We start from the raw sequence: 22,653 nt of genomic DNA on the forward strand, positions 1-22,653 counted from the left end.
TGTCAGGTGCTTTTCTTTTTTTCAAGGAGGGATAGATTTGAATGTATTTGAAGCTGTGAAGCAGTCCGTCACAACAAGACAGGCTGCGGAGCATTATGGAATCCGTGTAGGCCGGAACGGGATGGCTTGTTGCCCGTTCCATAACGATAAAACCCCAAGCATGAAGCTGGATCGGCGTTACCACTGCTTCGGCTGCGGTGCGGATGGGGATGTGATTGATTTTGCCGCCGCCCTGTATGGGCTGGGAAAGAAAGAAGCCGCCGTACAGCTGGCACAGGACTTCGGGCTTTCCTATGAGGACTGGAAACCGCCGGGGAAGGTAAAAAAGCCCAAGCCCCGGCAGAAATCCCAGGAGGAACAGTTTCAGGAAGCAAAGAGCCGCTGCTTCCGTATTCTTGCCGATTATCTTCACTTGCTTCGGGCATGGAGAAAGGATTATGCCCCGCACTCCCCGGAGGAAGCCTTTCATCCACGGTTTGTGGAAGCCTTACAGAAGCAAGACCAAGTGGAATATCTGCTGGATGTGCTGCTCTTTGGGGAGACAGAGGAAAAAGCAGCTTTGATTACGGACTACGGGAAGGATGTGATACAGCTTGAAAAGCGAATGGCAGAGCTTGCCGCCGCAGACGCAGCAAGAACTAAAAAACACCATGAACGCCATGCAGCCGCCCCAGAGCATTGAGGAAATCAAGGCGGGGCTGGAAACTACCGAGAAAGGCGGTGTCCGTCAGAGCATACGGAACTGTCTGACCGTATTCCAGCGTGACCCGCTGCTTTCCGGGGCTATCGCCTACAACATCCTGACTGACCGCAAGGACATCATAAAGCTCATCGGCTTTCAAAGGGAAAGCACCGCCCTGAATGATACGGACATGAAGTATCTGCTTCTCTATCTGGAAGAAACCTACGGGCTTACCAATGAGAAAAAGATTGATAACGCCATCGGGATTGTGGCGAATGAAAACAAGTACCATCCCATCCGGGACTATCTCAATACCCTTGTGTGGGACGGGACAGAGCGAATCCGTTTCTGCCTGCGGCACTTTCTGGGGGCTGACGCAGACGATTACACCTATGAAGCGTTGAAGCTGTTCCTGATGGGTGCAATCTCACGAGCCTTTCAGCCGGGGTGCAAGTTTGAAATCATGCTCTGTCTGGTCGGCGGTCAGGGGGCTGGCAAGTCCACTTTCTTCCGTCTGCTGGCAGTCCGGGACGAGTGGTTCTCCGATGATTTGCGGAAGCTGGACGATGACAATGTGTACCGCAAGCTGCAAGGTCACTGGATGATCGAAATGTCGGAAATGATGGCAACCGCCAACGCCAAGAGCATTGAGGAAATCAAGTCATTTTTAAGCCGGCAGAAAGAGGTTTACAAGATACCTTATGAAACCCACCCGGCAGACCGCCCCCGTCAGTGCGTGTTTGGCGGCACTTCCAATGCCCTGGACTTCCTGCCCCTTGACCGTTCCGGCAACCGCCGCTTTATCCCCGTCATGGTGTACCCGGAGCAAGCCGAGGTTCACATTTTGGAGGACGAAGCTGCTTCCAGAGCCTATATCGAGCAGATGTGGGCGGAAGCGATGGAGATTTACCGAAGCGGCAGGTTCAAGCTGGCTTTCAGCCCCGCCATGCAGCGCTATCTCAAAGAACACCAGCGGGATTTTATGCCGGAGGACACCAAAGCCGGGATGATACAGGCGTATCTTGATAAGTACACCGGGAGCATGGTCTGCTCCAAGCAGCTCTATAAGGAAGCCTTGAACCATGCTTTTGACGAGCCGAAGCAATGGGAAATCCGGGAAATCAACGAGATAATGAACCAGTGCATTGACCGCTGGCGGTACTTCCCGAACCCAAGAATGTTTTCCGAATATGGCAGACAAAAGGGCTGGGAGCGTGAAAACCCGGCAACGGACTCCAGCAACCCGTCTGAAAAAACGATGGACGGTTTTGTGGAGGTCACAGAACAGATGGAGCTTCCATTCTGAAAATGACAGCCCGTTGCACCCCCTGTTGCTATCCCGTTGTCAAGCCGGTTGCCGGGGAAAATCTCATAACTGCGGGCTTTTCTCCCTTATAACAACCAAAACAACAGAAAAATAAAAGAAAAGTATAAATAGTAACCATCGTCAGATTGAGATTGTTTGCAAGGTCTTTTGAAGCCCGTTGCCGGACTTCGTTGCCGACACCCTCTGTCTGGCTATTTTCATGTATGGAGGATAACTGCCTATGGCAAAAAACAAAACAGAGATTCATGTGACCACTGTATTTGACGGGGAGCTGGACGCCACCGATGTGTTCGTCAGTCTGATTTCCCAGAAATACGGAAAAACAAATACAAAAGAATATCTTGCCAAAAAGAAAGATTTGAAGTATAATGAAGATGAGGTTCAAAAGAGCCAGATACCGTCTGGATTGTGTGGGTAAATGGCTATGATGAACGAAATGGAATACAGAACAATCGGTTCGGCACTTGCCGGGGGCTATCGTGCAGCGGTCTATTGCAGACTGTCAAAGGACGATGACCTGCAAGGCGAAAGTGCCAGTATCGCAAACCAGCGTGATATGCTGGAAAAATACTGCGAAAAGCAGGGATGGGAGGTTGTGGCAGTCTATCAGGACGATGGCTTCACAGGTCTTAATATGGAGCGTCCTGATTTACAGAGGATGTTGAGAGCCATTGAGCGCAGGCAGATCAACCTTGTCATCACGAAAGACCTCAGCCGACTGGGGCGTAACTATCTGCAAACCGGGCATTTGATTGAGGACTTTTTCCCAAGAAACGGTGTCCGCTATATCGCCATGAATGACGGTATCGACACCCTGCGGGATAACAACGACATTGCCCCGTTCAAGAATATCCTGAATGAGATGTACAGCAAGGATATTTCCAAGAAAGTCCATTCCTCTTATCTTCTGAAAGCGCAGAAAGGACAGTTTACCGGGTGTCTTGCCCCGTTTGGGTATCGGAAAGACCCGGAGGACAAAAACCATCTGCTCATTGACGAGGAAACCGCCCCGATTGTGCGGCTGATTTTCGGATATGCCCTGAACGGTCATGGTCCGAACTATATCCGCAGACGGCTGGAGGAAGAAAAAATCCCCTGCCCCACATGGTGGAACCGGGAACGGGGGCTTCGCAATACCCGCACCAAATGGGAAAAGAAAGACCCGGAAAACGGGCGGTATATGTGGGACTTCTCAGTTATCAAAGACCTTTTGATGAATCCCGTCTACACCGGGGCGATTGCTTCCCAGAAAAAAGACTACCGTTTCAAAATCGGCACGATTGGGGAAAAGAAGCCGGAGGACTGGATTGTGGTGGAGGGACAGCATGAACCGCTGATTGACCGCATGAGCTTTGACATTGTGCAGAACAAGCTGAAATCTCGCCAGCGTCCGGGGCAGACCAATGAAATCAGCCTGTTTGCCGGATTGATAAAATGCGGCGAGTGTGGGAAGTCGCTGACGATACGCTACACAAACGCAAAACATCCCCAGCAGATTTATTCCTGCAAGACCTACAATGCCTTTGGAAAGAACCACTGCACCCAGCACCGGATTGACTATGACACCCTTTGCAGCCATGTGCTGCGGAAAATCAGGGAATGTGCCAGAGCTGCCTGATGGACGGGGAAGCGGTTGCCGACCGCCTGACCAATACCTGTGAAACCGAGCAGCGGGAACAGCGGGAAGCAATGGAACGCTCCCTCACAAGGGACGAGGAACGGATTGAGGTTCTGGACAAAATGGTAATGCGGCTTTATGAGGATATGATTGCAGGGCGTATCAGTGAGCAGAACTTCAACACCATGCTGGAAAGGACACAGACCGAGCAGACGGAGCTTAAAACAAAAGTGTCCGAGGGCAGGAAGCGGCTGTCCGATGAAGTCCAGCTTGCCAATGACGCAAAACAATGGGTGGAAGCCATTCAGGAATACGCCAACATCACAGAGCTGGACGCAGCCACCCTCAACCGCTTAATCAAAGAAATCGTCGTGCATGAGCGCATTGACGAAGATAAAACAAGACACATTTCTATCGAAATTCATTTTAATCTCAAACCCATCCCGGAGGTGGAACAGGTCACTGCCTGACCTGTCCCGCCGGGACGGTTCTCTTAAAAACACCATATAGATTTTTTGTACACCGCCGCCCGCCATCGAGCAGAGTTTTACACCTAATTGGGGATAAAACAGCTGATGGCAGGAGGTGGTGTCGTTCTGATCGGCACCCAGCTGGTACCGTTACTGTCCGGATTGTTCAGCTGAGAGAAGCAGGAGGGAGATGACTCATGGATCGGATATTTGAAGCGATTGAAGAATGGATGAGGAATCTTCTGACAGGCATGGTAAGTTCCAACCTGACAACAATGTATACCGACGTCAATGAAAAGACCGGTCAGATTGCTGCTCAGGTTGGGCAGACACCGCAGGGCTGGAATGGCAGCATTTACAGCATGATACAGAATCTTTCCGAGTCGGTCATTGTACCGATTGCCGGTATGATTATCACATTTGTACTTTGTTATGAGCTGATCTCCATGTTGACGGAAAAGAACAACATGCATGACATCGACACCTGGATGTTCTTTAAATACTTTTTCAAGATGTGGGTGGCAGTCTGGATTGTCAGCCATACCTTTACGATTACGATGGCGGTATTTGATGTCGGGCAGTCCGTAGTCAGCCGGGCAGCTGGGGTTATCAGTTCTGATACAGCGATCAATATAGATACGATGATTTCCACAATGGAGACAGCGATGGAATCTATGGAGATTGGTGAACTTGTCATACTGGCACTGGAAACGATGCTTGTAAGCCTGTGTATGAAGATTATCTCAGTCTTTATTACAGTGATTTTGTATGGACGTATGATTGAAATTTATCTCTATTCGTCCGTTGGAGCGATCCCGTTTGCAACCATGTCCAACCGGGAATGGGGGCAGATTGGGAACAACTATCTTCGTGGATTGTTTGCACTGGCATTCCAGGGATTTTTTATGATGGTCTGCGTGGGAATCTATGCGGTCCTGGTTGCAAACATCCAGATGTCAGATAACATACATTCTGCATTGTTCGGCGTGATGGCATACACGGTGATCCTGTGTTTCAGTCTGATGAAAACAGGAAACTTTGCCCGCAGTATCTTTAACGCCCATTAAGAAAGGAGGAACTGGCAATGGCATTTGTATCTGTGCCTAAAGACTTAACCAAGGTCAAGAATAAGATCATTTTCAACCTGACGAAACGGCAGCTGATCTGTTTTGGGATTGCGGCGGCAGTAGGGCTTCCGTTTTATTTCTTAAGCAGGGGAATCATTGGTTCCAGTAACGCAGCGACCGGGATGTGCCTTCTGATGCTTCCGGCATTTTTATTTGCCATGTATGAGAAAGATGGACTTCCGTTAGAAAAGGTCTTAAAAAATATGATCACCGTAAAATTTATCCGTCCTCCGGTACGCAAGTACCAGATGGAAAATATGTATGAGAAAAAATATACCGTGGTCAGAAAGAAGAAAGGGGGAACGAAGGGTGTTAAAAAGAAAAAACGATAGACAGCCGCAGAGCATGGAAGAATTGTATCCGGATGATTACTGGCTGGATGAGGAGGATGGAGAAGAACTTCCAGTCCCCGAAATGAAAAGAAAACCAGTAAGCGGCAGGCTGCACGATGAGCCGATGGTGACAGGATATGAAGCACTGGAACGCCAAAGAGGTGTCCGCAGACCGAACCGGAAACTGACACGCAGGGAAAAGAAAGCCCTCAAAAGGGCACAGAAATATGAAGAAAAACTGCATAAGGAACATGAAAAAGCGGATAAGAAAAATGCAAAAAGGGAAGCAAAGCTGGCAGCCAGGGCAGAAAAGCAGGCAGTGCGTGACGCAAAGAAAAACGCAAAAAAGAAAAAGAGCAGACCTGCCGCAGCACCGCCGGGGCAGCGTCCGGCAGGAAAAGCGGTTTCCGGAACGAGAAGCAGCGGGACAGGAAAGAAAACACCGGATAGTGCCAGAGATAAGAGGATTACTGCACAGCAGTCGATTCCATACCATGAGATGGGAAGGGATGGTATCTGCCGGGTGCAGGACAAGTTTTATTCCAAGACGATCCGTTTTTATGACATCAACTATCAGCTGGCACAGAATGAAGATAAGAACACCATCTTTGAAAACTGGTGTGATTTCCTGAATTACTTTGACAGCACGATTCATTTTCAACTGTCCTTTATCAACCAGCACAGCAACATGGCAGAGTATGAGAAGGTCATCCATATCAATCCGCAGGAGGATGAATTTGATGACCTGCGTATGGAGTTTGCCCAAATGCTCAATAACCAGCTGGCAAAAGGAAACAACGGGCTGGTGCGTACCAAATATATCACATTCGGGATTGAAGCGGAGAATATCCGGGAAGCACGACCAAAACTGGAACGTATCGAGTCGGATATTCTGAATAACTTTAAGATTCTTGGGGTATCTGCCTATCCGCTGAACGGAGAGGAACGGTTACAGATCATGTATGAAACCTTTAACCAGGACAGCAAAGTTCCGTTCCATTTCTCTTATGACGATGTACTTCGGACAGGGCTTAGTACCAAGGATTATGTCGCACCGACCAGTTTTGTATTTAAGAATGGAAAAGATTTTGAGATAGGCGGCACGATGGGAGCTGTTTCCTATTTACAGATCCTTGCACCGGAACTTACCGACAAGATGCTGGCAGAGTTTCTGGAGATGGACAGTAACCTGATGGTAAATTTCCATATCCAGTCCATCGACCAGATGAAGGCGATCAAACTGGTGAAAAGCAAGGTGACGGATATTAACCGTATGAAGATCGAGGAACAGAAAAAAGCGGTCCGGGCAGGTTATGACATGGACATTATCCCTTCGGACTTAAATACATACGGTGGGGAAGCAAAAAGGCTTCTGGAAGATCTGCAGTCCAGAAATGAGCGAATGTTCCTTGTGACAGCGTTGTTTTTAAATACCGCACCGACCAAACAGGAATTGGAAAATGTGGTGTTCCAGACTGCCGGCATCGCACAGAAATATAATTGTGCATTGAAACGGCTGGATTACCAGCAGGAGCCGGGACTGATGAGCTGCCTGCCGCTTGCGATGAATTTTGTGCCAATCAAACGGGCACTGACAACGACATCCACAGCAATTTTTGTTCCGTTTACCACACAGGAATTATTTATGGCTGGGGAATCTATTTATTATGGATTAAATGCCCTGTCCAATAACCTTATCATGGCAGACAGGAAGAAGCTGAAAAACCCGAACGGACTGATTCTTGGTACACCGGGTTCCGGTAAGTCGTTTGCGGCAAAACGAGAGATTGCAAACGCATTTATCGTGACGAAAGATGACATTATCGTCTGTGATCCGGAAGGTGAATATTATCCGTTAGTCCGGGCATTTCATGGACAGGTGATCCGTATTTCCCCGACCAGCCACGATTATATCAATCCGATGGATATTAACCTGGATTACGCTGACGATGATGACCCACTTTCCTTAAAATCGGACTTCATCCTGTCTCTTTGTGAGCTGGTAGTAGGCGGAAAGAACGGACTGGAGCCGGTTGAAAAGACCGTCATTGACCGATGCGTAAGGCTGGTCTATCAGGATTTCCTTTCTGACCCGGTACCGGAAAAAATGCCGATCTTAGAGGATCTATATAATCTTCTCCGTAATCAGAAAGAGCAGGAAGCACAGCGTCTGGCAACGGCACTTGAGATTTACGTCAATGGTTCCTTAAAAGTGTTTAACCATAGAACCAACGTGGAACTGAGTAACCGTATCGTATGTTTTGACATTAAGGATCTGGGAAAACAGCTGAAAAAACTGGGGATGCTGATCGTACAGGATCAGGTGTGGAACAGGGTAACGATCAACCGTTCTGCGAATAAGAGTACCAGATATTACATTGATGAGTTCCATCTGCTCTTAAAAGAGGAGCAGACAGCAGCATACAGCGTGGAGATCTGGAAGCGATTCCGTAAATGGGGTGGTATCCCGACGGGTATCACACAGAACGTAAAAGACCTGTTAGCCAGCCGGGAGATTGAGAACATCTTTGAAAACTCTGACTTTATACTGATGCTCAATCAGGCATCCGGTGACAGACAGATCCTTGCAAAGCAGCTCAACATTTCCCCACACCAGCTTTCTTATGTAACGAACAGCGGGGAAGGTGAGGGACTGGTCTTTTATGGCAGTACCATTATCCCGTTCAAGGATAAGTTTGATAATTCCCTGATGTTGTATGCCCTGATGACTTCCAAGCCGGACGAGGTGGAGAAACGGAAGAAACTTGGTATTGGAGAACGGAACGATTAAAGAAATAAACGAAACAAAATAAAACAGAGTAGAGGATGAGCCGGGAGATACTTCCGGCAATTTTTCTGCCCGGAAATCATGGAGGATTACAAGATGGAAGATTACAGAAACATGGAGAGATGCAGCGGTGAGCCTTGCTGCGTATTTGCAGAAAGAATCTGTGCAGACAATGAAAAGGAGATTTTGAAAATGGAAAAGGACAGAAAGGAAAAAGTAATGGCTGATGAGATGGTGGATGACCTTATCTATCTGGCAGAACTGATTGACTTTACGGGAATTGTATCTTGTCTGGCTGTAAGGGGGACTTTAAGTGAGCGAATGACAGACAAGCTGACGGATTCCATTGCAGGGATGGCAGATGAAGTGTTGGAAAAATGGGAGGACTATCAGGATAAGACAGAATAACCGGTACAAAACAGTAAAGGGGATGGTCAAAGTTGCAGGAGCATGAGTATAAGGCGAGAGATAAAACCGTCCAGAAGATGAGCCGGGATGGTCTGCGGGAAGAAAACCTCCGGAACAAGGAAGAAAAAAGGATCACCGGACGGGATACGGATACCGAGATTTCCCGCAGTGAGAAGAAAGAGGAACTGGATTTTAGTAAACGCAGACATGAACGGCTTAAAGAAGAACGGGAGATGGAGCAGCCGGAGCAGAGTTCCAGAAAACCCAGATATAGCAGGGAACATGTATCCGACCAGGATATAAACTCAGATATGGGTGAAGAGGTAGAAATAGAGGGAGATATTTCCGTTGAAAATGGAGAAAATCCCAAATCTGCCTTTCGCACAGAGAGTATCCGTGGACAGCCAAGAGAGGAACGGGCATATCTGGAGACAGTTGCAGACAGCCGGGATCTTCGGAAGAAAAAGATGGTCAGGGATTATGCTGCAAAGGAAAGAAGGAAGGAAAAGGAGACTTCCAGAGAAGAAAAAGCAGCCAAAAGAGAATCTGCCCGTTACCGGGAAACTTCCGAAGTGATGGAAGATTCCTGGATAAGTTCCACGAGGAGATCAAAGGCAAGTCCAAAAGGGAACGGGTGCTGAAGGAACAGCGGAAAAAAGTTTCCCGTCTGTCTTTTGGTGATGAGGGTGACGGCATGGTACATGGTGCCGGGATCGGTATCCGGAATCCGGCATCGGCAGTCAAAGATGCGGCAGTCACAGCAGCACACTGGAAAACGCACGAAGAAGAGGATGAAAATGCGGCAGTGGAAGGGGCACACCGGGCAGAGCTTGTCGGGGAAAGCCTTGCAAGGAAATCCATCTACATGCGGGAACGGCTGAAAGGGCGAAGGGAAGAATCTCGGAGATTAAAAGAAAGCGTCCTGGATGAAGCAGAAAGGAGCAGGCTGATATTTGAGACTGCCTATGGAAATGAAGCGAAGGACGCAGTGAAAAGAGAAGCAGAGAAGAAAAAGAAATCTGCCCTGCAGAAACTCTTTCAGAAGAAGCGTTACCAGAAGCAGTATCAGGCAGCCAGACAGAGTAAAAAAGTAAAGGATGCAGCGATCACTTCCGCACAGAAGTTTACGGAAAAAGCGAAAGATGCCGTCAAGATGGTGGCGGCACAGAACCGGGGGATTTTTGCCACGGTAGCTGTTTTTGCTCTGATCTTTGTGCTGATCGCAGCCAGTTTTACCAGCTGTACGGCATCTTTGCAGGGAGCTTCTTCAGCAATCATCTCTACCAGCTATTCCAGTACGGATGAAGATATTTATGCCGCTGAAAATGCGTACCGTGCCTTGGAAGAAGCACTGAATACACAGATCAATCAGATGGAATCCACCCATCCGGATTATGACGAATACCGGTACCAGATTGATGAGATCGGTCATAACCCATATCAGTTGATCTCTTATCTTACGGTAAAATACGGCGGCTTCACTTACGATGAAGTGGCAGAGGAGATTAAGGAGATCTTCCGACAGCAGTATGGAATCACCACAGACTCTACCAGAGAAACAGTTACAGAAACCAAGACTGTCCGGGTAGGGGAGTCCTTGGGACTGGTTGTGACAAGTGGGTACTGTAACTGCCCGATCTGCTGTGGCCAGTGGAGTGGCGGACCGACAGCCAGTGGGGCAATGCCGACAGCAAACCATACGATTGCCGTGGATGCGGCGAATCCATTTGTGCCGATCGGAACCCATGTAGTCATGAACGGTGTGGAATATGTAGTAGAAGATACCGGAGCGTTCGCAAGATATGGGGTACAGTTCGATGTTTACTATGACAATCATGCGGCGGCATCCGCACATGGACACCAGACATGGGAAGCCTACATAGCAGACAGCAATGGAAACCAGGAAGTGCAGGTCACGACTACAAAAGAGGTGAACCGTCTGGATGTGACGATGACAAACCACAGCCTGGATGCCGTGTTAAGGAGCCGTATGACAGAGGAAGAACAGGAACGCTACGATGCGTATAACAAATATTATGGCAACCGTGATTATCTGTTTGATCTAAACAGCATACCCACCGGAAGCAGTGGATTTGGTTACGACATACCGGCAGATGCTTTATCTGATCCACAGTTTGCAAAAATGATACAGGAAGCAGAAAAATATCTGGGTGTTCCATATGTATGGGGCGGTTATTCCCCAAGTGGTTTTGACTGTTCCGGCTTTGTAAGCTGGGTTATCAATAACTGTGGAAATGGATGGAATGTCGGAAGATGTACTGCCGATGAGCTGCGGTCACACTGTTCGCAGGTATCACCATCGGAGGCAAAACCGGGAGATCTGATCTTCTTCCAGGGAACCTATGACACACCGGGAGCAAGCCATGTGGGAATCTATGTCGGCAATAACATGATGATTCACTGTGGCAAGCCTGTCCAGTATACCAGCATTGCAAGTGCTTACTGGCAGGAACATTTTATGGCGTTTGGTCGTCTGCATTAGAGGAGGTGACAGGGCAGATGAACATGAAATTAAAAAAACTTCTGAATGATATTCAGAAAACAGAGGATAAGATCGCTGAATTACAGGAACACCTGAAGCGGCAGAATACATTGAGACAGCAGATGGAAGATATAGAGATCGTTAAGTCGTTCCGTTCCATGAAGCTGGACAGCCGCAGCCTGCTTGTCCTGCTTGACGGGATTCAGAAAGGAACCGTTACGATTCAGATGGATGAGGACGGCGGTATCACGGTGGAGGATGCAAAAGCTCCGCAGAAAAAGGAAAACAACGAAGAAGTTCACAGACCACCTGTTGGTCAGATGACAGAAAGAGAGGTTTTAGACGATGAGGAATAAAGTGGTAAAGAAACTGCTTATGATTGCCATGGCAGTCACCATGATCTCCGGGACATCCATTGCTACGGTTTATGCAAACGCAAACCCACCGGCGGAGGAGACAACGACACAGGTAGTAGAAGAAACGGCAACAGAATCAACAGAAGATACGGAGAAGAAAGAGGATACCGGAAGGGTCACCGGGGAAGGGGATAATTCGGCTTTTTCTACTCCGGGAAATGCCCAGCTGGTGGATGATAAGGAAAATGATGATACGAAACAGTTCCTTACCATCCAGACCAAGAAGGGAAATACATTTTATATGGTCATTGACCGTTCCAGCAATACAGAAAACGTGTACATGATGTCCCTGGTCGATGAGAATGACCTGGCAGAATTTCTGGATGAGACAGAAAAGAGCAAAGAAACCGAAGAATCAACCGTAGTGATTCCGGAAACCACACCGGAAACTACCCCGGCAGTAGAGGAGGAAACCGAAGTGAAGAAAGAAGAAAAGACGGGAATGAATGTAAAAGGACTTGGAGCAATCGTACTTGCAGTGATTCTTGGAGTGGCAGGGATTGCCGTTTATAAAAAGCATGGACGTGGCAAAGAGGAGGACTATGTAAGCGAACAGCTGGAGTTTTCTGATGGACCGTATGTAAATGAAGAAGAGGATGAGGAAGAATAAACTTCCATCTTCAAAGAAGCAACCAAAATAAGGACAGGGGCGGCCAGAGCAGTTTGGCTGCCCTTTTTTCAGAAAGGACAAAAAAGCGTATGTCAAAATTTTTAGTGATCGCAGAGAAACCAAGTGTGGCACAGAGTTATGCCAAAAACCTGTCAGCTTATAAGAAAGGGGACGGATATTTAGAGGGAGAGAGCTGTATTGTCAGCTGGTGCCTTGGGCATCTGGCAGAGTATGCACAGCCGGAAGAATACGATTCCAAATATGAGAAATGGCAGTTTGATGACCTTCCGATTCTTCCGCAGGTCTGGAAGTTGAAAGTTTCCAGAGATAAGAAGAAACAGTTTGATGTGTTAAAAAGCCTGATGAACCGGGCAGATGTGGACTATCTGGTAAATGGCTGTGATGCAGGAAGGGAAGGGGAACTGATCTTCCAGAGAGTGTATGACCTTGCCGGATGCAGGAAACCGGTGAAGCGTTTATGGATCAGTTCCATGGAAGATACGGCAATCCGGACAGGTTTTCATACAATGAAAGGAGCAGAGGAATACCGGAATATCTGCATGGCTGCGGTATGCAGGGCACAGGCAGACTGGCTGATCGGAATGAACGGAACCAGGGCATATACGACCTGTTATTTTAAACGTCTGGTTGTGGGCAGGGTGCAGACGCCAACGCTTGCCATGCTTGCAGAACGTCAGGATAAGATTGAGCATTTTCAGAAAGAAGCCTTTTATAAAGTAGCACTGACAGACGGAAGGCTTACGGTGGTTTCTGAAAATATTGCAAATGAGGAAGCCGCCGATCTCCTTGCTTCCTTATGTATGGGTTCGGAAGCTGTGATTACACAGGTAAAGAAGGAACAAAAGAAAGCATTTCCTCCCAAACTTTATGATCTGACCAGCCTGCAAAGGGAAGCAAACCGTTACTTTGGCTATACGGCAAAGAAAACACTGGATATGCTGCAGGAATTATATGAAGAAAAGCTGGTCACTTATCCAAGAACGGACAGCCAGTTCGTGACGGAGGATATGAGGGATACCGTAGAGGAACTGGTAGGGAAAATGCCAGTCTTACTTCCGTTCCTGGATTATGGACAGCTGGGACATAATATCACCAGAGTGATCAACAATGCAAAAGTATCCGACCATCATGCGATTCTTCCAACCAAAGAAGCCGTAGAAAAAGGAATCTCTGATCTGCCAGCGGACAAAAAGAACCTGATGATGCTGGTCTGCCAGCAGCTGGTGCAGGCAACCGGGGAAGAGTATCAGTATGAGCAGACTGATATTACGGTCAAATGTCAGGAACATGATTTTACCGCCAGAGGAAAAGTGCCGGTGCAGATGGGATTTAAAGAGGCGGGAAATGCTTTTAAGAACCAGTGCGTGAAAGCCAAGCCGGAAGAAGAAACGGAAAAAGAAACTTCCATTCCATATGGCTATGAAGAAGGAATGACGATTTCTCCGGTAAAGGCAGAAAAGACAGTGCATTTTACTTCCCCGCCAAAACCATTCAATGAAGATACCCTCCTTGCTGCTATGGAAACCGCAGGGAATAAAGACTTTGATTCGGAGACAGAGAAGAAAGGATTGGGGACTCCGGCAACCAGGGCTGGCATCATTGAAAAACTGGTTTCTTCCGGCTATGCAGTCAGAAAAGGAAAGCAGATCTTGCCAAGCACAGAGGGCAGGGAACTGGTGAATGTCATGCCGGCTTATCTGAAATCTGCCGCAATGACTGCCGAATGGGAGAATCAGCTTTTAATGATGGAAAAAGGGCAGATCACAGATACACAGTTTATGGGAGAGATCACTTCCTTAGTCGGTAAGATTCTTTCTGTGTGCAGGGAGATACCGGAAGTGGAAAGGAGAAGGTTCCAGAAAGCAAGGGAAGTGATCGGTAAGTGTCCGGTCTGCGGTTCGGATGTCTACGAAGGAAAACAGAATTTTTACTGTTCCAACCGGCAGTGTGATTTTGCCCTCTGGAAAGAAAACCGTTTCTTAGGAAGCATGGAGAAAACACTGGATAAAAAGATGGCAGTGGAGCTTCTTGATAAAGCCTGTACTCATGTAAAAGGGCTGTATTCCAGAAAAAAAGATATAAAGTTTGACGCAGATCTTTTACTGACACTGGAGGACGGAAAGCCAAGGTTCCATCTGGAATTTCCAAAGAAGAAAAAGAAATAAGACAAGGAGGTAGGCAGTATGTCGAAATTACAGGACATCCGGGAACTGGCACAGGAACATGCGGTATCAGTGAGCAGTTCACCCAGAGACTGGATGGATTATATGGACACAGCATCAAGGTTATATCGTTATTCTTTTTCAGACCAGCTTCTGATCCATGCACAGCATCCGGAAGCAACGGCTTGTGCATCACTGGAATTATGGAATGAAAAGATGTTCCGATGGGTGAACTGTGGTGCAAGGGGGATCGCCCTGCTTGATGAAACAGGGCAGCATACCAGACTCCGTTATGTGTTTGATATTTCGGATACCCACATGGTAGCCGGGGGCAGAAGTCCGTATCTTTGGAAGATGCAGGAACACCAGAGAGAAGAGATCCTCACCCATCTGGCAGAGGTCTATGCTCTGGAAGAAAAGGATACAGCAACTTTGCAGGACGCATTGATGGCGGTTGCAAGGGAAATGGTCGCAGATAGTCTGGAAGAATATCTGGACGGTTTGGAGTATGCTGCGGAAGGAACGTATTTGGAAGATCTGGATGAAGTCACGATCCGCAGTGATTTCCGTCAGCTTGCAACGGACAGTGTATATTACATGCTTTCCAGACGATGCGGGCTTGAACCGATGGAACTTCTGGAAGAAGAGGACTTCATGCATATCACAGATTATAACCGTCTGTCAGTTCTCACCTTCCTTGGAAATGCGGCAAGCCAGCTCAGTGAGAGTATTCTGATTGATATTGGAAAGACCGTACATAAAATTTCTCTGGAAGAAGTCAGAAAAGAGGTTGAAATTTCCAATGAAAGGAATTATAATAACTTTAACACGTTAATGCGTGAAAATAAAAATCAGGACGTAGAAAACAACAAAGAGGAAAATATCGAGAATGAAGGAGGAACCGACTATGGAACTGACATATCATCGCAAGGGGGATTACCTGTTCCCGAACCTGACCGTCGAGGAGGAAGAAGTGACAATAGGGAAATACGGGATGCTTCGGAGGAGATTCCTGAAGGAACACAAGAACAGCCTGTATCAGAGCCTGTTCCTGACAGGAAAGCTGAACAGCCATCTGGCAGAAATCGAGAAGGCAGCACAGGAGAGGATGGACAGCCAGATGGAGAAATTGCTGAAGAACCATCGGCACCGGACAAGGAAGCAGACCCGATGGCTTGGACAGCACATATGAACGCACTGATGGCAACAGCGGAAGAGGGCATCTTGACGGAATTGGTATACAGCTAGTTGAAGATACAAGAGAAGATGGACTGAGTAAAGCAGAGGAAGAAATTGCCTCTGCTTTATCTTTGCCCGAATATCCAACTGCAAATGAACAAAGACGGCAGATCGAGGAAAGAGCAGCAGCCCTTTATGCCGGAGAAATCCCGATTCCAGAAAGCGTTGTCGATGAGATTTTACGGACAGGAGGAAACCGGGCGGGCAGTCAACTTCGTATCATCTATAATTTTATGAGCGAACAGGCCCCGGAGGAATATACGGAGTTTGTGAAGCGTGAATACCGCAAAGGTGGAAAAGGCTTTCAGATTGATGGAAGTGAATATTCGGTCTGGTTTGATGAAACCGGGATGCAGATCGCAGTGGGGCATACGGTCACAGACCAGATTTTAGATAAGGCATTTTTATCATGGGAAGATGTCAGCGGACGTATCCATCAGCTTTTAGACCAGGGTGAATATGCACCGCAGTCTGTATTGGATGCAGCAAGAAACAATGCAGTAAAAGAACATGCACAGGCTCTTGCCTATATGAAAGGGGATATGGCAGAAGGGGTAGCCGAGATTGTTTTTGATGAGGAGGATTTACCACATCTTCACAGTATCTATCCGGAGATCACGGATTATCTGGAAGAAAAGCTGGAAGATCCACAGTGGCTTTCGGAACTGAATGAAAGACTGGATGCACTGGCAGAAGCCTATGAAGAAAATCATTCCATTATGCGTTTCCATTATTATAATCCTATAAATATCTCAAAGCAGTTTCAGAAGTTTGCGGATGAGGTCATCCCTTATCAGGCAAGAGACGGGTTTGCATGGAAAGACCATCCGATGTTCATTACGCAGGATGAGATTGATGTTTTTCTTGCAGGAGGTGGAGCGTATTCGCAGGGCAGGCTTAGGACGTATTCCTTTTATCTGTTGCATGAGGATGAAAGATCGAGGACAGGTTTTATCAAGGAACAGTATGGGATCGGTGGAAGCAGTCATGCACTGTCTGGTGCCGATGATTCACATGCAAATTATGATGGAAAAGGATTGTTTCTTGCAAGAGGTGCTTATGGAAATCCATATACGTCAGTTTTATTATCCTGGAATAAAGTTGCAAATAGAGTAGCTTATCTGATAAAGAATGACCAGTTCCTGCAGGCAGAAGATTATGCTCGTATGCCGGAATATGAACGGGAACAGATGGCAAACAAGGTACTCCGCTTTTATGACCGTCTTCCGGAAGAGATAGACAGACCATTTACGGATGATTTCTTCTGGGAAAAACCAGGAAAAGAAATGGTGGCGGTTTTAGAGAATCCAGAGCAGGCAGAAGAACTGTTACAGAAGATGGATGCAGCATTGGCAGTTCTGCCATTAGATTTTGAGGCATATGGGACAAACTACCAGCAGAAAACAGAACTTCTTTCAGAACTTCACCAGTATGCAGAAGGAACCTATACGATTTTCCCGACACCGGAAGCAGAACCGTCTTTTGCGGAACCATCCGGGCATCAGATGACCATGTTTGATTTCTTGGATACGAAGGCGGTGACAGAACCGACCGTAGTAGATATGTCAGATGTGGAGGAAATAGAAGAGGAAGAGGTTACTGCCAAAGAATATATCCGGAAAATCAGGAACAGGAAATAACAGAAACTTCTGAGGGACAGGAACAAAAGGAATCAGAAGAAGAGATAACGGTTAAAACAGCAGAAGAGCTGGCGGAGTCCTGGGATGAAGGTGTTTTTGAGTATCAGGGGTATCATTTTGAAGCAGTAGGGGTATTGCCGGAAGGAATAGAAGGAAAAGATCTGGTTGCACAGACCCGTTCCAATACAGAACTGCATTTATCGACCTACCATACAGAAGATTTCCCAAAGTATTCTTATGATGATTTTTATGCAGTCAGCAATGCACCAACTGCCGATGTGTTCCGGTGTCTGGAAACCGGACGCAATTATATTCCCGGAGAAAATGAACTGTTTGGATATGAGGGAGAATTTCAAGCATATTTAAAACCGGAAGTAGAAGAGATTGTAACAGAACCGCATAACTTTCGGATTCAGGATAATGACCTTGGAGCAGGTGGTCCGAAAGCAAAGTATAAAGCAAATATGGAAGCCATCCATTTATTGCAGACTCTGGAGCTGGAAGAACGTCTGGCAACACCCGAAGAACAGGAAATTTTATCCCGTTATGTTGGCTGGGGTGGCATCCCGCAGGCATTTGAAGAGAAAAACAGTAGTTGGACAAATGAGTATCTGGAGTTAAAGAATACCTTATCATCGGAAGAATACAGTGCAGCAAGAGCATCGACCTTAAATGCTTTTTATACATCACCGACTGTGATCCGAAGCATGTATGAAGCACTGGAAAATATGGGACTGAAACAGGGAAATATTCTGGAGCCGTCCTGTGGTGTCGGTAACTTTATGGGACTGATCCCGGAGAGTATGGGCAAAGCCAATATGTACGGTGTAGAACTCGACCCGGTTTCGGGAAGAATCGCAAAACAGCTTTACCAGAAAAACAAGATTGCAGTACAGGGATTTGAGGAAACCAGTTATCCGGACAGCTTTTTTGACTGTGTGATAGGCAATGTTCCATTTGGGGCGTATCAGGTCAGTGACCGCAGATATGACCGGCATCATTTTATGATCCATGATTATTTTATTGCAAAATCCCTTGATCTGGTCCGTCCGGGCGGTGTAGTTGCAGTGGTAACTTCCAGTGGAACGATGGATAAGCAGAACCCGGCAGTGAGACAGTATATCGCAAACCGGGCAGAACTGCTTGGAGCCATCCGATTACCGAATAATGCGTTCCAGAGAAATGCCAATACCAGCGTTGTTTCTGATATTCTGTTTTTCCAGAAAAGGGACAGGGCATCCATTGAGGAACCGGAATGGTTAAATTTAAAGGAAACACCAGAAGGCTATTCAGTCAATGCTTATTTTGCAGAGCATCCGGAAATGGTGCTTGGTGAGTTTACTACAGAAAGTACCCAGTATGGAAAGCAGGAAGTGACCGTAAAACCAAAAGAAGGAATTACCTTAGAAGAACAATTAAAAGAAGCTGTCCAGAATATCCATGGCACGATCACGGAACTGGAACTTTCGGATACAGAGCTGGAGGAGGATGTTGTCTTTATACCGGCAGACCCGGATGTAAAGAATTTCAGTTTTACCGTAGTGAATGAGGAAGTCTATTACCGGGAAAATTCTGTGATGAACTGCATGGAGCTTCCGGCAATGACAGCGGAACGTGTCAAAGGGATGGTGAAGATCCGTGATGTTACGAATGAACTGATCCGGTGTCAGATGGAAGAGGGAAGCGATGAGCAGATCACAAAGCTGCAGGAAAAACTCAATGAAGAATATGATATCTTTACAGCAAAATATGGTCTTATCAGCAGCAATGCCAATAAGAGGGCATTCAGTCAGGACAGCAGCTATTGTCTTTTGACTTCTCTGGAATTTCTGGATGATAAGGGAGAACTGAAACGGAAAGCGGATATTTTTACCAAAAGGACGATCCGCAGGGCAGAAACGGTAACTTCCGTGGATACTGCCAGTGAAGCACTTGCGGTTTGCATTGGTGAGAGGGCAGGCGTTGACCTTTCCTATATGGCACAGCTTTCAGGGAAAACAGAAGAGGAGCTTACAGAAGAACTGGCAGGGGTAATCTTTAAGAATCCGATCGGTGAAAAATGGGAGCCGTCGGACGAATATCTTTCTGGAAATGTGAGGGAGAAACTGCAGATCGCAAAACAGTTTGCAGAAGATCACCCGGAATATCAGGTGAATGTGCAGTATTTGGAGCAGGTACAGCCAAAAGATCTGGATGCATCAGAGATTGAAGCAAGACTTGGGGCAACCTGGATCTCCGAGGATTACATTACACGGTTCATGGCAGAAACATTCCATACACCAAGATATTATGTAGGGAGCAAGGTCAAAGTCCAGTATGCCGAAGTGACCGGACAGTGGAATGTTATGGGAAAAAATGTGGACAGCTACGGAAATGCCCTTGTTACTTCCACATATGGAACACAGAGAGCCAATGCCTACCGCCTTTTGGAAGATGCCTTAAACCTTAGAGATACCAAGATTTATGACACGGTACAGGATGCCGATGGGGAACACCGGGAATTAAATCGGAAGGAAACGATGCTGGCACAGCAGAAGCAGGAGCTGATCAAAGAGGAATTTAAGGAGTGGATATTTAAAGACCTGCACCGACGGGAAGATCTCTGTAAAATTTATAATGAACGATTTAACAGCATCCGTCCACGGGAATATGATGGAAGCCATATTCAGTTTGTCGGCATGAACCCGGAGATCACCCTGATGCCGCACCAGAAAAATGCAGTGGCTCATGTGCTGTATGGAAATAACACCCTTCTGGCTCATTGCGTAGGAGCAGGGAAGACGTTCCAGATGATCGCAGCTGGTATGGAATCAAAACGGCTGGGACTCTCACAGAAGAATCTTTATGTTGTGCCAAACCATCTGACCGAGCAGTGGGGCGGTGATTTCCTACGTCTCTATCCGGGAGCAAATATCTTGGTGGCAACGAAGAAAGACTTTGAGCCGGCAAACCGAAAACGGTTCTGTTCCCGTATTGCGACAGGGGATTATGATGCCGTGATCATTGGACATACACAGTTTGAGAAAATCCCTCTTTCAAGGGAACGGCAGATTGCCATGCTGGAAGATCAGATTGCAGATATTACGTTCTCCATTGAAGAAGCGGCACATCAGGCAGGACAGAATTATACCATCAAGCAGTTGGAAAAAACAAAGAAGAGTCTGCAGGCGAGGATGAAGAAACTCAATGACCAGACCAGAAAGGATGATGTAGTAACTTTTGAACAGTTGGGCGTAGACCGGCTGTTTGTGGATGAAAGCCATAGTTTTAAGAACTTTTTTGTATACAAAAATGCGGAACGTGGCGGGTATCTCACAGACGGACGCACAGAAAAGTTCGGATATGTTTATGAAATGCCGGTACATGGATGAACTGACCGGCGGCAGAGGGATTACCTTTGCTACAGGTACTCCCGTATCGAACAGTATGACCGAGCTTTATACTATCATGCGTTATCTCCAGTATGACACACTCATGCGTATGGGCATGGGACATTTTGATTCCTGGGCGGCAACGTTCGGGGAGACAGTAACCGCAATCGAATTATCACCGGAAGGAACGGGCTATCGTGCGAAAACACGGTTTGCCCGTTTTTTCAATCTTCCGGAGCTGATTTCCATTTTTAAGGAAGCTGCGGATATTCAGACTTCTGATATGCTGAATCTTCCTGTACCGGAAGCAGAGTTTATCAATGAAGTCTTGAAGCCAAGTGAAGAACAGCAGGAAATGGTCAGTGCTTTTTCAGAACGTGCCGAAAGTGTAAGAGGTGGTCTTGTGAATCCGACAGAAGATAATATGCTCAAGATAACCAACGACGGAAGAAAGTGTGCGTTAGACCAAAGGCTTTTGAATGAACTCCTTCCGGATGCGGAAAAAAGCAAGGTCAATACCTGTGTGGAAAATGCTTTTCAGGTATGGGAAGAAGGAAAAGCAGACCGGACAACCCAGCTGATCTTCTGCGACCTGTCCACACCCAAAGGAGATGGGACTTTCAACGTATATGATGATGTCCGGAACAAACTGACAGAAAAAGGAATCCCGAAAGAAGAGATTGCTTTTATCCATGAATACAACACGGAGGCAAAGAAAGCGGAACTGTTTGCAAAGGTACGGGCTGGACAGGTGAGAATCCTGATGGGTTCCACTCCAAAACTCGGTGCAGGTACCAACGTACAGGACAGACTGATTGCTCTCCATCACCTTGACTGTCCATGGAAGCCGTCTGATCTGGAACAGCAGGAAGGACGTATTTTAAGACAGGGAAACCAGAATGACAAAGTAAAGATATTCCGGTATGTGACGGAAAATACTTTTGATGCGTATATGTGGCAGATTTTGGAGAATAAGCAGAAGTTCATCAGCCAGATCATGACCAGTAAATCCCCGGTCAGGGCTTGTGAAGATGTGGATGATACGGCACTGTCCTATGCAGAGATCAAGGCACTTGCCACAGGTAATCCGTACATTAAAGAAAAAATGGATCTGGATGTGCAGGTGAGTAAGCTGAAACTCTTAAAGGCAAACCATACCAGTCAGATTTACCGTCTGGAATCCGATATTGCAAAGAATTTCCCGGTACAGATCAGTGCATTGAAAGAGCGGATTGCCGGGATGCAGGTGGATTCGCAGGTAGTAAAAAGCGTGGATTTACAGGATAATAACACGTTTGCCATGACGGTAGGGAATGTCCTTTATGAAGATAAGAAAGAAGCAGGCGAAGCGTTGATCGCCGCCTGTGCAGGTTTAAAAACCGTCAGCACCGGCGGAAAGGTTGGGGAATATCATGGGTTTACGTTATCTGCTTCCTACAATATGTTCTCCAATGCGTTTGAACTGACGATCAAAGGAAAATGCTCTTATAAGCTGGAGATCGGAAAAGACCCGGTAGGAAATATGCAGCGTATCCATAACACCCTTTCTTCCATTGACAGGAAGCTGACGGAAAGTGAGCAGAAATTGGAAACCGTACAACAGCAGCTTGCTACTGCACAGGAAGAGGTAAAGAAACCATTCCCGAAAGAAGCAGAGCTGAATGAAAAGATGGAACGGTTATCCGAGTTAAATGCATTGCTGAACATGGATGAAAAGGGCAATGAGACGATTATGGCAGATGAGGATATTGGTAGAGAAGGAAGCAGCACAGATAGCAGGGATGCTGTAGAAGAAAAAGAACTTCCGGAAACAGCAGACAGAATCCATAAGCCATCTATTCTGGAACGCTTAAAGCAGGAGAAGGCACAGCAGAATACAGCGGAACAGCCATCTGTACAGAAAACTGCAAAGAAAAAACACGAACAGGAATTATAAAAG

At 46.8% G+C, this 22,653-nt stretch carries 14 protein-coding genes and 3 pseudogenes; all 17 read left to right on the forward strand.

Annotation, left to right across the window (positions count from 1 at the left end; translation table 11 throughout):
* The first annotated feature begins 37 nt into the window (after nt 1–37).
* Nucleotides 38–682, forward strand: coding sequence for a CHC2 zinc finger domain-containing protein (locus DXB52_RS03545; protein WP_118106554.1), 645 nt, complete (start codon nt 38–40; stop codon nt 680–682).
* Complete coding sequence (locus DXB52_RS03550) at nt 651–1,988, forward strand: virulence-associated E family protein (RefSeq protein ID WP_118106555.1); 1,338 nt, start codon at nt 651–653, stop codon at nt 1,986–1,988. Before DXB52_RS03545 ends, DXB52_RS03550 begins: the two co-directional genes overlap by 32 nt.
* A gap of 241 nt (nt 1,989–2,229) precedes the next feature.
* A complete protein-coding gene (locus DXB52_RS03560; RefSeq protein ID WP_004612761.1) occupies nt 2,230–2,427 on the forward strand; it encodes a hypothetical protein in 198 nt (65 codons plus the stop codon).
* Nucleotides 2,428–4,097: pseudogene (locus DXB52_RS03565) on the forward strand (recombinase family protein).
* A 90-nt stretch (nt 4,098–4,187) separates the two neighbouring features.
* Nucleotides 4,188–4,271: pseudogene (locus tag DXB52_RS03570) on the forward strand (Maff2 family mobile element protein); the annotation flags it as partial.
* Between the two features lie 23 nt (nt 4,272–4,294).
* The gene (locus tag DXB52_RS03575) at nt 4,295–5,164 is read left to right on the forward strand and encodes a VirB6/TrbL-like conjugal transfer protein, CD1112 family (RefSeq protein WP_004612759.1); all 870 of its coding nucleotides are present in this window, start codon (nt 4,295–4,297) and stop codon (nt 5,162–5,164) included.
* A 17-nt stretch (nt 5,165–5,181) separates the two neighbouring features.
* On the forward strand, nt 5,182–5,556 hold the full coding sequence (locus DXB52_RS03580; RefSeq protein WP_005338480.1) for a PrgI family protein: 375 nt from the start codon (nt 5,182–5,184) through the stop codon (nt 5,554–5,556).
* Nucleotides 5,534–8,347 carry a VirB4-like conjugal transfer ATPase, CD1110 family gene (locus DXB52_RS03585; RefSeq protein WP_118106556.1) on the forward strand — a complete coding sequence of 938 codons (2,814 nt, stop codon included), beginning with the start codon at nt 5,534–5,536 and terminating at the stop codon, nt 8,345–8,347. The genes DXB52_RS03580 and DXB52_RS03585 overlap by 23 nt, the downstream gene beginning before the upstream one ends.
* A 93-nt stretch (nt 8,348–8,440) precedes the next feature.
* Nucleotides 8,441–8,752, forward strand: coding sequence for a hypothetical protein (locus tag DXB52_RS03590; RefSeq protein WP_096241066.1), 312 nt, complete (start codon nt 8,441–8,443; stop codon nt 8,750–8,752).
* Nucleotides 8,753–8,784: 32 nt separating this feature from the next.
* The gene (locus DXB52_RS16565) at nt 8,785–9,393 is read left to right on the forward strand and encodes a hypothetical protein (protein ID WP_472519936.1); all 609 of its coding nucleotides are present in this window, start codon (nt 8,785–8,787) and stop codon (nt 9,391–9,393) included.
* The gene (locus DXB52_RS03595) at nt 9,387–11,255 is read left to right on the forward strand and encodes a C40 family peptidase (protein WP_472519937.1); all 1,869 of its coding nucleotides are present in this window, start codon (nt 9,387–9,389) and stop codon (nt 11,253–11,255) included. Before DXB52_RS16565 ends, DXB52_RS03595 begins: the two co-directional genes overlap by 7 nt.
* A gap of 17 nt (nt 11,256–11,272) precedes the next feature.
* Nucleotides 11,273–11,611, forward strand: coding sequence for a DUF4315 family protein (locus DXB52_RS03600; RefSeq protein WP_004612754.1), 339 nt, complete (start codon nt 11,273–11,275; stop codon nt 11,609–11,611).
* Nucleotides 11,601–12,281, forward strand: a complete 681-nt coding sequence (locus DXB52_RS03605) for a CD1107 family mobile element protein (protein ID WP_004612753.1) — start codon at nt 11,601–11,603, stop codon at nt 12,279–12,281. The genes DXB52_RS03600 and DXB52_RS03605 overlap by 11 nt, the downstream gene beginning before the upstream one ends.
* A gap of 89 nt (nt 12,282–12,370) precedes the next feature.
* Complete coding sequence (locus DXB52_RS03610) at nt 12,371–14,467, forward strand: DNA topoisomerase 3 (RefSeq protein WP_117640127.1); 2,097 nt, start codon at nt 12,371–12,373, stop codon at nt 14,465–14,467.
* 904 nt (nt 14,468–15,371) lie between these two features.
* On the forward strand, nt 15,372–15,656 hold the full coding sequence (locus DXB52_RS16570; protein ID WP_472519940.1) for a TnpV protein: 285 nt from the start codon (nt 15,372–15,374) through the stop codon (nt 15,654–15,656).
* Nucleotides 15,640–17,343: a hypothetical protein gene (locus DXB52_RS16575; RefSeq protein ID WP_472519938.1), complete on the forward strand. Its 1,704-nt coding sequence runs from the start codon at nt 15,640–15,642 to the stop codon at nt 17,341–17,343. The genes DXB52_RS16570 and DXB52_RS16575 overlap by 17 nt, the downstream gene beginning before the upstream one ends.
* Nucleotides 17,344–17,738: 395 nt before the next feature.
* Nucleotides 17,739–22,650: pseudogene (locus DXB52_RS16580) on the forward strand (Eco57I restriction-modification methylase domain-containing protein); the annotation flags it as partial.
* Between the last annotated feature and the right edge of the window lie 3 nt (nt 22,651–22,653).

It is taken from the genome of Ruminococcus sp. OM04-4AA (genome assembly GCF_003462585.1).
Classification (GTDB): domain Bacteria; phylum Bacillota; class Clostridia; order Lachnospirales; family Lachnospiraceae; genus Mediterraneibacter; species Mediterraneibacter faecis.